Raw genomic sequence first — 12,741 nt, forward strand, 5'->3', positions numbered from 1 at the left:
GCCTGCATTGGCCATCGCGAATGAATTCGCTCCTACAGAGGGCGGGCGCAGGTCTGCCCTCTGGTACATCCTGACAACAATAAAAAATCAGGGCCCTGTCATGAAAAGAATCCTGTCCAAGCTCTACGTACAAGTGCTTATCGCGGTCATCCTCGGCGCCATCGTCGGCGTGTGGGTGCCGGACACCGCCGCGTCGCTCAAGCCCTTGGGCGACGCCTTCATCAAACTGATCAAAATGCTGCTGGCACCGGTGATTTTCCTCACCGTGGTCTCGGGCATCGCGCGCATGGAAAGCATGAAGGAACTGGGCCGTGTGGGTTTTCGCGCCTTGCTGTATTTCGAGGTGGTCTCGACCCTGGCGCTGGTGGTCGGCCTGGTGGTGGTCGACGTGTTCAAGCCCGGCGCCGGGATGAACATCGACGCCGCGACCCTCGACACCTCAAGCCTTGCAACCTACACCACAGCTGCCAAGCATGCCTCGTTCATGGATTTCGTCATGAACATCATCCCCGACACCATCGTCGACGCGTTCGCCAAGGGCAACGTGCTGCAGATCCTGCTGTTCTCGATTCTGCTCGGCGTGGCGCTGGCCCAGGTCGGGCCGCGGGGCAAGGTGTTCGTCGATGCGCTGGACAGCCTGATGCAGGGCATGTTTCGCATCGTCAACATGGTCATGCGCCTGGCGCCCATCGGTGCCTTCGGCGCCATCGCCTTCACCATCGGCAAGTACGGTTTCGGCTCGCTGTTCTCGCTGGGCAAGCTGATGGCCTGCGTGTACCTGACCTGCGCGCTGTTCGTGATCTTCGTGCTCGGGCCGATCTGCCGCTGGAGCGGTTTCAGCCTGTGGAAGTTCCTGCGTTTCATCAAGGAGGAGCTGTTCACGGTGCTGGGCACCAGCTCGTCGGAATCGGTGCTGCCGCAGATGATTTCGAAGATGGAAAAGGCCGGTGTTTCCAAGCCGGTGGCCGGGATGATCATCCCCTCGGGGCTGACCTTCAACCCGGACGGCCAGGCGATCTACTACACCATCGCCGCGATCTTCATCGCTCAGGCCACCAACACGCCGCTGACCCTGACCGATCAACTGATTGTGCTGGCGGTGCTGATGTTCACCTCCAAGGGTTCGGCGGGTGTGACCGGTTCCGGCTTCATCATCCTTGCCGCGACCCTGGCCTCGCTGGGGACGATTCCGGTGGCGGGGATGGTCTTGCTGCTGGGTGTCGATCGCTTCATGTCCGAGGCGCGGGCGATCACCAACACCATCGGCAACGGCGTCGGCACCATGGCCATCGCCAAGTGGGTGGGCGCGCTGGATACCGAGAAGATGAACCGGGCGCTCAATGGGGAGCCTGAGATGGCGGCGCCCACGAGCGAGAAAACAACGGCTGCGACGGCGCCTGGCAGGCTGCCGGCAATGGGCAGCGTGTCTCGGGGTTAGCGCCCGGCAGCGCAGTGGATGAAGGTCGAATCCTTCAGCCACTGCGCATCCGGGTAGTAGATAAACAGCAACTGCCCCTCTTTCAGCGTATCGATCAAAGGCCTGGCCACGGCGGTCCCCACTGCGGGGCAACCGTGGCTTCTGCCGATTCGGCCGTTGTCGCGGGCGAAGGCGTCACTGACGTACTCGGCCCCGTGAATCACCACATCCCGCTCGAACGCCCGATCATTGAAACCCGGCTCCAGGCCGTCCATGCGCAGCGAATAGCCGTTGCGCCCGGTATAGGGTTCGCGGGTGCTGTACAGGCCGATGCTCGACGCCAGGCTTTCTGGTTCGTTGGAAAACTGCGTGGCCATGTTTTCGCCGCTGTTGCGCCCGTGGGCGACGAGTTCGCGAAACAGCAGGGCGCGGCTCGGCAGATCGAACACCCACAGGCGTTGCGCGGTGGAGGGCAACGAGTAGTCGATCACTGCCAGGCGAGTCGGTTGATCTGAGGTTTGCGCCGCGCGGCATTGTGCCGAGTTGACGGCCAGTTCGATGACATGTGGATCGGCATCCGGTGCGGCCTGTTGCAGTGCCGTCGCCAGCGGCTGCGCGGCACCGGCTTGGGCCAGGCTTGCGCAGAGCATCAGGCTGATCAGAATCCAGGGTTTGAACGGCATCGGCAGCTACGCGTCGAGTTGGAAAAACAGCCGCCAATATCCGCAAACGGCGCCTGCTTTGGCAAGCGCCACTCATCCCGCATGCCCGTATTCATTGACTTAAACCAAAGGGCCACTATGCTGCTGCCAGCGATCTGTTTTACAGTCGCGTTTGCTGCTCGGCGTGTGCCTGATAACAACCCGAAACCAGTCGAAGACAGCTTGCGATGTTCCGGTTCATGGCCGATGGACGAGCCTGAAAAAGGTCGCTCTGACATGACACGGGTGCAGGAATGATCGGCCTCACACAGAAGGTTCGACGATGCGCCTCATTTCTCTTTTTACTGCCCTGTCGCTGACGTGCTCGGTGAGCGTAGCGCTGGCTGACGATGCGACACCGCAACCTGAAGCGGTGGTCAGCAAGGCCCAGGTGCTGGAAGAAAAAGCCGCCGAAAAGGACGGCCCCACGCCAGCGGTGCCCAAGAGCGAAGTCATTACCAAATCCGAAGCCCAGGCGGTGGACCCGGCCGGCGTACAGCCGGTGGACGACCCGCTGGTGTGCCTGTCGCGCACCATCTACTGGGAAGCCAAGGGCGGCAGCGATGCGGACATGGAAGGCGTGGCCAGCGTGGTGCTCAATCGCCTGGGTCATGAGGGCTATCCGGACAGCATCTGCGCGGTGGTCAAACAGGGCGTGGAGAAGAAGGCCTGCCAGTTTTCCTGGTGGTGCGACGGGCGTTCCGATCAGGTCAAGGAGGACGACCGCTACGCCGCCTCCAAGGAAATCGCGCGCAAGGCGCTCAACCAGCAACTGACCGACCTGACCAAGGGCGCGATGTACTTCCACGACCGCAACGTCAAGCCGGACTGGGCGAAGGAGTACATCAAGACCGCCGAAACCGGGAAGTTTCTGTTCTACAAGCCCAGGGACGGCAAGGCGAAGTGAACGGGTAGAGCACAGACTGTGGGAGTGAGCTTGCTCACGAATGGCTGCGCACGTCGTGACATCAATGAATGCCCGGAAATGCATTCGTGAGCAAGCTCACTCCCACTGATCGGTGCTTCGTTGTTGCAAAGCTTTCCTTCACTGCTGCACCCCAAACATCGCCGTCCAGTAGATCCCCGCATCGCTCTTCGGATCGGTCGCGTAGGATGCGCCCAGCTCGCGGAACGACGGGTTCATGATGTTGGCGCAGTGGCCGGGGCTTGCCAGCCAGCCTTCGACCACCTTGCGCGCGCTGTCCTGGCCGGCGGCGATGTTCTCGCCGATCTGCTGGCCGATATAGCCCGCCAGCTCCGCACGATCCCCGGGCGTTCCGCCGTTGCGGCCCTTGTGGTCGAAGTAATTGTTGTTGGCCATCGAGCGGGTGTGGCCTTCGGCGGCGCTGGCCAGGTTGTCGTTCCAGGTCAGCGGCGATGCCGCGCTGTAAGGTTGCCCGCCACATTGATGGGGCACGCTGCGCGCGGCGTTGATCAACCCGAGCAGTTTCTGCCCCTCGGCCTGGGAATTGCCCAGCCCGCCGGCCAGCAACGGGCGCGCCAGCACGATGCGCCAGTCGCGATCGACCCGGCTGACGCCGATGTCGACGAACTGCGGATCGAGCACCACCTGACAGAAACTCTCCTGCACTGCTTTCATCGCCGACTGCGCGTCCCGCGGGCCGGACAGGGAAATCGCCTGCACGGTCACCATCGGGTAGGAGGCGCGGGCCAGTGTCTGTTGCAGATCGACGCTGCCGGCGGCCGGCAGGTTCAGGCGCGGGTCGGCGGTCAGCGGCGGGAGTTCCTGAGAGACGACGTTGGCGCAGGGCTGCGCTTCGCTGCGAAAGACATTGATGGACTGGATCAGTTGCGTTTCTTCGCTGCCCTGCGCCGTCCCGGACAACATCAGCAGCGATGAAAAGGCTGCGAGTCCCGTGGTGAATAAAGTGAAGCGCATGTAGATCTCCCTTGAACTGGCTGCGGCCATGATGCGCGATTTTGTCGGTATCGAAATAGTCTGAACCACAGAAACTGCGGAGGTTGCAGTGTGATGGCAGCTTTTTGCAATGACACAGGCAAAAAAATTGTCGGACGAGCTGTGTATCGCCCGGCTTGCCCTGCTGCCGGATTGCTGGCAATGTGCGCCATTCTTTAAATAGTTCTTATTTGCGAAATACTTGCACATGCGTGACTTTCTCGGGGCTCAGGATGCTGTCGTGCTTCGCCAGAAGCAAATGACCGAGCTCTACAGCGATCATCACGGGTGGTTGCACAACTGGCTGCGCAAGAAACTGGGCTGTTCGCAGCGGGCCGCGGATCTGGCCCACGATGCCTTCATCCGCATCCTGACCCTGGCCGAGCCTTCGCAGATCAAGGAACCCCGGGCGTTTCTGGCCACCACTGCGGGTCGGCTGATGATCGACGGCGCCCGGCGTCGGCGCATCGAAGCGGCGTATCTTGAAGCACTGGCGTTGCAGGTTGGCGATGCCGGCATGCCGGACCCGGCGGCCATTCATATGGCGCTGGAGGCGCTGGAGCGCATTGCCGAGATGCTCGCCGCGTTGCCGGCCAAAGTGCGCGAGGCGTTTCTGCTCAGCCGCCTGGACGGCCTGACCTACAGCGAGATCGCCAGCCAGTTGCAGGTCTCGACCGCCAGCGTGAAAAACTACATCGCCCGTGCCCTGGTGCATTGCTACCAGGCCACCCACAGCGCGGAGCCGGCCTGGTGAACGCTGCGCACACGCCTACTGAACAGATGATCGTCGAAGCCGCGCAGTGGCTGACGCAACTCAATGACGAAGCCTGCGGCGAGGCCGAACGCAAGGCGTTCGACGCCTGGCACGCCCGCGATCCCCGGCACGCCGTGGCCATGCAGCGCATGCAGGCGGTGTGGAGCAGCCTCGATGAAGTGCCGGCCGCGCCTGCGCGCATTGCGCTGAAGCGCGCCTTCACTCGCCCAAAATCCCGAATCGCCGCGCGCAGTGCGCAGACTCTGGCGCTGCTGGGTTTGCTGCTGTGTGCCTGGGCGGGCGTGGACCGCTTGCCGGTATGGATGGCCGACCAACGCACCGGCACCGGCGAGCGCAAGGAAATCCTCCTGGCCGATGGCAGCCAGGTGCAGCTCGACAGTCAGTCGGCGCTGGACATCCGCTTCGACGGCCATCAGCGTGAAGTGGAGCTGCTTCAGGGCGAAATGTGGGTGCAGGTGGCCAAGGATGCGAACCGCCCGTTCGTGGTCAAGACCGATCAGGGCACGGCGACTGCGCTGGGCACCCAGTATCTGGTCAAGCGCAACGATGACGGCGCCACAACGGTGACCGTGATCGAGTCGGTGGTCGCGGTGCAAGGCAAGGGCGCGGACGTGGTGAAGGTCAGGGCAGGGGAGAAGACCCGGGTGCGCGACGGCCAGGTCCAGCCGTCGCAACCGATCGGCAATGACGACCCGGCGGCCTGGACCCGCGGCGTGCTCAAGGTCAACGACCGACCCTTGAGCGAAGTGCTCGACGCCCTGGCCCGTTATCGCCGGGGGCTGGTGCGTTTCGACGAGGGCCAGTTGCAAGGCTTGCGGGTTTCCGGCGTGTTCCGCCTGGACGACACCGACGCAGCGCTGGCGACCCTGGCCGACAACCTGCCGATCCGGGTCGAGCATTTCACTGATCTGGTGGTGGTCGTCAAAAGACGCTGAAGCCGACACCTGTGGTGACGCTGACACGCCACCGCCTCTTTAGGAGCGAATTTATTCGCGAAAGATTCTTCAGACGATACGTATGTGTCGCCTGAACGGGCCATTCGCGAATGAATTCGCTCCTACAGAGGGGATTTGCGAACAACTCGAAAATAGTTGATGAAAATCGCTCTCATCCCTTACCCGATTTCCTCCGCTGCGCGTCATGACTAGTAAAACACCTCTCACAGGAAGTCCCATGTCACGCGCTGTCAGTCCGCTTCACCCCTTGGCCCTCGCTGTATTGATGAGCTGCTCCGCAGTTTCGGTGCACGCCGTCGAGCCGTCTTCGCCCGCCAATGCGGCAAGCGTAGTGATCCGGTTTGCCATTCCCGCCGGAGATCTGGGCCAGGCCCTGAACGCCTTCGCCGAACAAGCAAAGCTGAGCCTGGCCTTCGACCCGGCGTTGACCTCGGGCAAGCAGACTCAAGGGCTCAACGGTGAATTCGACACCGCCCAGGGTCTTTCCCGGCTGCTCAGCGGCACCGGATTGCAGGCGCTGGCGCTGTCGTCCAGCCGCTATCGCATCGAGCCGGCACCGGCGGCTGCGGGCGACGCCATGGAGCTGTCCGCCACCGCCATCGACGGCGCGTATCAGTTGGAGAGCCCGACAGGCCCGGTCACCGGCTTCGTCGCAAACCGCAGCCTGACCGCGACCAAGACCGACACCTCGCTGGCCGAAACCCCGCAGTCGATCTCGGTGGTGACCAAGGATCAGATGAAAGCCCAGGGCGCCGAGAGTCTGACCCAGATCCTGCGTTACACCGCCGCCGTGGTCCCGGAAACCCGTGGCTCCACCGCCTCGCGCCTGGACCTTCTTACCGTGCGCGGTTTCTCCCCGGCCAGTTACCTGGACGGCCTGCGCGTACCCGGCAGTCGTGATGCCTTGCCGCAAAAGGACGCGTTCGATCTTGAGCGGGTCGAAGTCCTGCGTGGCCCGTCCTCGGTGCTGTATGGCCAGGCCAGCCCCAGCGGCGTGGTGAATATGGTCAGCAAGCGCCCGACCGACACGCCGTTCCATGAAATCGGCGTCGAGTACGGCACCTTCGACAAGAAGCGCACCACCTTCGACTTCGGCGGCCCCATCGATGACGAGGGCAAGTACGGCTACCGCATCTCCGGGCTGTACAACGACGAAGACGGGCAGATCGAGCACACCGAAAACCGTCGGCAGTCGATTTCCACCGCTTTCACCTGGCGCCCCAGCGAAGACACCTCGCTGACCCTGCTCGGGCATTTCCAGCAGGACCCTAAAGGCGCGTCCTACGGCTCGGTGCCGGCCTGGGGTTCGGTGCTGCACAGCCCGACGGGGCGCCACATCGACGTCGATTTCTACGACGGCGACAAGAGCATCGAAAAGAGTGACCGCAGCTACTACTCGGTCGGCTACCTGTTCGAGCACCACTTCGACGACGTCTGGACGTTCCGCCAGAACGCCCGCTACCTGCGCACCGAAGGCAACTACGCCAGCCTCTACAACGGCAGCGACGTGCTGGCGCCGGATTTCCGCACCGCCAAGCGCTACACCATCGCCACTGACGTGAACATGGACGCCTACACCCTGGACAACCAGCTGCAGGCCAGATTCGACACAGGTCCGCTGTCGCACACCGTGCTGATGGGCGCCGACTACCAGAACATCAGCACCGACACCAAGACCGGCTACGGCTCTGGCCCGTCGATCGACATCTTCGACCCGGTCTACACCGGCAACATCCAGAAGCCGGCCTACACCACCGATGGCACCCAGCGTAACCAGCAGAAGGGCCTGTACCTGCAAGAGCAGTTGAAGTGGGACAAATGGGTGTTGCTGATGGGCGGGCGCTATGACTGGGCGACCAATGAGAACAGCACGCTGACCATTGCCCGGGGCACCAAGAGCAAAAGCTCGCTGGACAGCGAAGCGTTCACCGGGCGTCTGGGCCTGGTGTACCTGTTCGACAACGGCCTCTCGCCGTACGTGAGTTATTCGGAGTCGTTCGAGCCGCAGTCGGGCACCGGTTTCGGCGGTTCGGTGTTCAAACCCACCGAGGGCAAGCAGTATGAGCTGGGCATCAAGTACCAGCCGCCGGGCAGCAACAGCTTCATCACCGCTGCGGTGTTCGACCTGACCCAGAGCAACGTGCTGACCCTGGATTCGGACCCGACCCACATCTGCGGCTCCGGCACCTGCCAGACCCAGAGCGGCGAAGTGCGCTCTCGCGGCTTCGAGCTCGAAGGCAAGGCCAGCCTGAACGACAACTTCGACGTCACCGCCAGCTACGCGTATCTGGACGCCCGGGTGACCAAGTCCAACAGCACCATCGCCTACAACCCGAACCCGGCGACCGGCGAAACCCGCGTGGTGGATCAGCAAGGCACCACCAACTACGGCATCCCGCGCCACACCGCGTCGGCCTGGGCCGATTACACCTTCCATAACGGCACGCTGAGCGGCTTCGGCGTGGGGGGCGGTGCGCGTTATGTCGGCTCGTCCGAGGACTCGTCCAACACACTCAAGGTGCCGGGCTACACGTTGTTCGATGCGGCGGTGCACTACGACATCCCGCACATCAACAGCCTCAACGACAACCTGCGCCTGGCGCTGACCGCCACCAACCTGGCGAACAAGGAATACGTTGCGTCCTGCTATTCCTATTCGTGGTGCTGGTACGGCTCCCAGCGCACGGTGCAGGCGAGCGCGACTTATCGTTGGTAGGCCCGTTCCTTTCTGGAATGGCTGTTATCACCCGCGCCTGTCTACTGGGCAGGCAGCCGGGTTGCGAGGATGAGCGCGTCGAAACCCTCATCCTCCACCAGGAATACAGCCATGACCCTGCAAGCAAGACTCGATGCCTTCAAAGCCGATTTCGTCGCCGGCAAGCCGCCTTACAACGCACCGGCTCCGGTGCACGCGATCATGAAACGCGCCACTGACGAACTGATCGCCTCAGGCCAGGCGCAGCGCACCCTGAAGGTCGGCGACAAGGCGCCGGTGTTCACCCTCAACGACCCGGACGGCAACCCGGTGTCCTCCACTGAACTGCTGGCCAAGGGGCCGCTGGTGATCAGCTTCTACCGTGGCGTCTGGTGCCCGTACTGCAACATGGAACTGCAGGCGCTGGAAGCCGCGCTGCCGCAGTACCGCGAGCTGGGCGCAAGCCTGGTGGCGATTTCACCGCAGACCCGGGTCAACAGCCGCAAGTCGGTGCGCCAGAACCAGCTGACGTTCCCGATTCTCAGCGATGTCAAAAGCCAGGTCGCCGACGCCTTCGGCCTGCGCTTCAACCTGCCGGACTACCTGATCGACCTGTACAAGGGCTTTGGCAACGACTTGCCGCTGTTCAACGATGATGACGCCTGGGTACTGCCGATGCCGGGGCGCTTCGTGATCGGCCAAGACGGTCTGATCCGGTACGCCGAGGTGAATCCGGATTACACTCAGCGCCCGGAACCTACAGATCTGTTGCCCGCCCTGCGCGGCTGAACATCTGAAAAATCATCTGGCCGTCACTGCAGTGACGGCCTTTTGCGTAGAGCCTGCCCCGAGGATTGTCGATGGATCGCCTGGCCGCGATGCAAACCTTTATCTGCGCCGTTGAAACCGGCTCGTTTTCCGCGGCTGCCAAGCGCCTGGGCGTGGGGCAGCCGGCGGTGTCCAAATCCATCGCTGCGCTTGAGGAAACTCTCGGCACGCGCCTGCTGTTGCGCACCACTCGTGGCCTGACGCCCACCGAGGCCGGGCAGACCTATTACGACGCCGCACGCCGGGCCATCGATCAGGCCGACGAGGCCGACGCTGCGGTGCGCGGTGCCGGGTCCGGCTTTACCGGGCGGCTGCGGGTCAGCGCCGCCGTGACCTTCGCCAGCATGCATGTGATTCCGTTTCTGGGGCCGCTGCTGGCCCAGCACCCGCAATTGAGCATCGACGTGATGCTCGACGATCGCAGCGTCGATCTGGTGGAAGAGGGCATCGACGTCTCCCTGCGCATGGGCGACCTGAACGATTCGTCCATGACCGCGAAAAGGATCGCCCAGGGCAAGCGGCGCATCATCGCCACGCCTGCGTATTTCGAGCGTTATGGCGTGCCGCAGCATCCCCGCGACCTGGACGCCCATCAGTCGGTGATCTACAACCGCGGCATCGGTGGCAACAGTTGGGAGCTGCGTCGCGGGGATGAAGTATGCAGCGTCGCGCCCCAGGGGCGGTTGCGGGTGACGGCCGCCGAGGGCGTGCGCGCGGCGGTGCTGGCCAATCTCGGCCTGGTCATGGCCTCGGAATGGATGTTCGCCCCGGAGCTGGCCAGCGGCGAGGTGATCAGCGTGCTGGACGACTGGGTGCTGCCCCCCATCGACCTGTGGGCCGTCTTCCCCGCCGGGCGCATGAGCAGCGCCAAGACACGGGTGTTTGTCGATTATGTCGCGGCGTTGTTGGACGGCTTGCCCGTGCCGGGTAATTCTTGAGCGTCCGGCGGAGCAACGGATGAGCTCTTGAGATCGCCCCGCCGGCAAGCCGTGCTGCTACGGGGGTGAGGTTGGATGCAGAGTTTGTGTGCCCCCTGTTCCTCGTAGCAGCACGGCTTGCCGGCGGGAGCGTGCGCAAGGTCACCATCGAGGGCAAGCCCGGCGCGTTCGTCAGCCATCAAACCCATAAAGCTGCGCCGGGTTGTCCGCCAGAATCGCCTGGCGGGTGGCGTCGTTGGCCGTCCAGTCCAGCAACAGGTCGAGCAAGTCCGCTGCATCGGGTTTGTGGGCTTCGGTGACGTGGGGCCAGTCGCTGCCCCAGACCGCGCGTTGCGGCGCCAGAGCGGCGAAATCCCGGGCCAGCGGGCCGACGTCGCCGTAGCGTGGGCCGCCTTCAGTCGTGTTCAGGTACGCGCCGCTGAGCTTGACCCACGCCTTATCGGCGTCGATCAGCCGGGCGATGAAGCAGAATGCCGGGTGGCTGGCATTGGCGCCTGCTCCCAGCCGCCCCAAGTGATCGAACACCACCGGCACCGGCAACCTCGCCAGCAACGATTGATGTTCGAGAATCTGCTCGGCGCCCATGTGAATCTGCACGTGCCAGCCCAGTTCGGCGATCCGCGCGGCCAGCGGTTCGATCATCTCGACGCTGACCACCTGATTGCCCGCGTTCCACAAACTGAAGCGCAAACCGCGAATGCCACCCTCATGCAAGCGCACCAACTCTGCATCCGATACAGAGGTGTCGACCACCGCAACCCCCCGCGCCTGGCCGTTCATCTGCGCGATGGCGTCCAGCGTGCAGCGGTTGTCGGTGCCGTAGTACTTGGCCTGCACGATCACCGCGCGGCGCAGCCCCAGGCGTTCACGCACGGCGCGGTAATCGGCCATGGTCTGGCCGTGGGACACCGGCGTGCGCGGATCGGCCGGGGCGAAGCGCGGGTCGATGATATGGATATGGGCGTCACAGCCGTTGGCAGGCACGCGCAGATGGGGGTGTTTCATCGGTTCACCTCGAAATTCAAACCAAGAGCAACAACGCCGCACCGTACATCACCGCCGCCACCAGAAAGGTCACGAAGGTAAAGCCCAGCACCCGCTGCACGCCAACCCCGGCCATGGCCACCACAGGCGCGGCCCAGAACGGTTGCATCATGTTCGACACCTGTTCGCCCATCGCCACGGCCATGGTGGTGGCCGACAGCGAAGCGTGCAGCTCGACTGCCGCCGGAATCGCGAACGGGCCTTGCACTGCCCAGTGCCCGCCACCGCTGGGGATCAGGAAGGTCACCAGCAGCGAGCACACGTAACTCCAGAACGGCAAGGTATGGGTGGTGGAAATCGCCACGAACACCTTGGCAATTACCCCCGGCAGGCCGGTGGCTTCCATCATGCCCATGATCCCGCCATACAGCGGGTACTGCAGCATCATCGAACCGCTCTGCCGCGCCGCTGCCTTCACCGCGTTGGCGTAGGCCAGTGGGTAGCCATGCAGGATGATGCCGAGGGTGAACATGATCACGATCACGCCGTTGACGCCCGACAGTTGCAGGTTGCCGACGAACGAGTAGACCACCACCGCGATGCCCAGCGCGCCCATGATCAGGCTGCCCAGCGGCGAGTATTCGAGGAACTGGGCGAAGCTGCGCTTGCCTTGCGGACGCTTGGCCGGTTCCGGGTCGGGATGTTTGGTGATGTCCAGATAGACCGCGTCTTCATCCTTGGGCCGCAGCATCGCCAGCACGAACGGCATGACCACCAGCAGCGCGATGGTCGGCACCATGTTGTACGGCACGAACACCATGTCGCTTAGGGTGAGCACCTGGCCGGTGAGTTTCTGCACCACGTTCATCGGGTTGCCGGGCGTGGTCTGGGCTAGCACGATGGAGCTGGACAAACCGCCGGCCCACACCACCCAGCCGGAGAAACCGGCGGCGACGATCCAGGCGAAGTCCACCTTCATGCGCTTGGCGATCTCCCGGGCGAGCAGGGCGCTGAGCACCAGGCCAAAGCCCCAGTTGAAGAACGAGGTGATCGCCACGCAGAGGAAAATCATCGCCCCGGCCTGAGCCGGCGTGCGGGCCAGTGCCACCAGGCGGGTGAAGAAGCGCTGCACGATCGGCGCATGGGCCAGCGCGTGGCCGAGCACCAGCACCAGGGTGATTTGCAGGGCAAAGGTGAAGATGTTGCAGAAGCCCTTGTACCAGCCACCCAGCAGCGCATCGAACGAGGCGTTGGGTGCGACCAGCCAGGACGCCACGGCGACGATCACGGTGATGAAAATCGCCAGCACGAACGGGTCGGGGATCGTGCGTTCGAACAGGCTGATGGTGCTTTCGGTAAAGCGGGTGCGCAGGGTACGCGGCGCGGCGATGGAGGTCGTCATGCCTGCAGCCCTCCAAGCAGGTGGAGTGTGTGGGTGTGTTGCATCGGGTTATCCCTTTTATTGTGTTTGTGGGAAAAGCAGTCGTATTACGGATCTATCTGTAGGAGCGAATTCATTCGCGAATGGC

At 63.4% G+C, this 12,741-nt stretch carries 11 protein-coding genes; 7 read left to right on the forward strand and 4 right to left on the reverse strand.

What is annotated here, in order from left to right; all coding sequences use genetic code 11:
- Positions 1-100 precede the first annotated feature (100 nt).
- Positions 101-1,438 carry a dicarboxylate/amino acid:cation symporter gene (locus tag AC1MEK_RS13815; RefSeq protein ID WP_480396842.1) on the forward strand — a complete coding sequence of 446 codons (1,338 nt, stop codon included), beginning with the start codon at positions 101-103 and terminating at the stop codon, positions 1,436-1,438.
- Here AC1MEK_RS13815 and AC1MEK_RS13820 read toward each other — a convergent pair.
- A complete protein-coding gene (locus tag AC1MEK_RS13820) occupies positions 1,435-2,100 on the reverse strand; it encodes a murein L,D-transpeptidase catalytic domain family protein (RefSeq protein WP_480396843.1) in 666 nt (221 codons plus the stop codon). The genes AC1MEK_RS13815 and AC1MEK_RS13820 overlap by 4 nt on opposite strands.
- Positions 2,101-2,401: 301 nt before the next feature.
- On the opposite strand from AC1MEK_RS13820, the gene AC1MEK_RS13825 reads away from it, so the two are divergent.
- Complete coding sequence (locus AC1MEK_RS13825) at positions 2,402-3,025, forward strand: cell wall hydrolase (RefSeq protein WP_480396844.1); 624 nt, start codon at positions 2,402-2,404, stop codon at positions 3,023-3,025.
- A gap of 138 nt (positions 3,026-3,163) precedes the next feature.
- On the opposite strand, the gene AC1MEK_RS13830 is transcribed toward AC1MEK_RS13825, so the two are convergent.
- A complete protein-coding gene (locus AC1MEK_RS13830; protein ID WP_480396845.1) occupies positions 3,164-4,018 on the reverse strand; it encodes a CAP domain-containing protein in 855 nt (284 codons plus the stop codon).
- A gap of 226 nt (positions 4,019-4,244) precedes the next feature.
- On the opposite strand from AC1MEK_RS13830, the gene AC1MEK_RS13835 reads away from it, so the two are divergent.
- From AC1MEK_RS13835 to AC1MEK_RS13855, 5 genes are all read left to right on the forward strand, one after another.
- Positions 4,245-4,790: a sigma-70 family RNA polymerase sigma factor gene (locus tag AC1MEK_RS13835; protein WP_480396846.1), complete on the forward strand. Its 546-nt coding sequence runs from the start codon at positions 4,245-4,247 to the stop codon at positions 4,788-4,790.
- Positions 4,787-5,746, forward strand: a complete 960-nt coding sequence (locus AC1MEK_RS13840; RefSeq protein ID WP_480396847.1) for a FecR family protein — start codon at positions 4,787-4,789, stop codon at positions 5,744-5,746. Before AC1MEK_RS13835 ends, AC1MEK_RS13840 begins: the two co-directional genes overlap by 4 nt.
- Positions 5,747-5,984: 238 nt before the next feature.
- Positions 5,985-8,483 carry a TonB-dependent siderophore receptor gene (locus AC1MEK_RS13845; protein ID WP_480396848.1) on the forward strand — a complete coding sequence of 833 codons (2,499 nt, stop codon included), beginning with the start codon at positions 5,985-5,987 and terminating at the stop codon, positions 8,481-8,483.
- Between the two features lie 111 nt (positions 8,484-8,594).
- Positions 8,595-9,251, forward strand: coding sequence for a peroxiredoxin-like family protein (locus AC1MEK_RS13850; RefSeq protein WP_480396849.1), 657 nt, complete (start codon positions 8,595-8,597; stop codon positions 9,249-9,251).
- Between the two features lie 71 nt (positions 9,252-9,322).
- Positions 9,323-10,228: a LysR family transcriptional regulator gene (locus AC1MEK_RS13855; protein ID WP_480396850.1), complete on the forward strand. Its 906-nt coding sequence runs from the start codon at positions 9,323-9,325 to the stop codon at positions 10,226-10,228.
- Positions 10,229-10,399: 171 nt separating this feature from the next.
- Here the strand turns inward: AC1MEK_RS13855 and AC1MEK_RS13860 are convergent, their stop codons facing one another.
- The gene (locus AC1MEK_RS13860) at positions 10,400-11,233 is read right to left on the reverse strand and encodes an amidohydrolase family protein (protein ID WP_480396851.1); all 834 of its coding nucleotides are present in this window, start codon (positions 11,231-11,233) and stop codon (positions 10,400-10,402) included.
- 16 nt (positions 11,234-11,249) lie between these two features.
- A complete protein-coding gene (locus tag AC1MEK_RS13865) occupies positions 11,250-12,614 on the reverse strand; it encodes a TIGR00366 family protein (protein WP_480396852.1) in 1,365 nt (454 codons plus the stop codon).
- Positions 12,615-12,741 lie beyond the last annotated feature (127 nt).

It is taken from the genome of Pseudomonas sp. 2 (genome assembly GCF_056627435.1).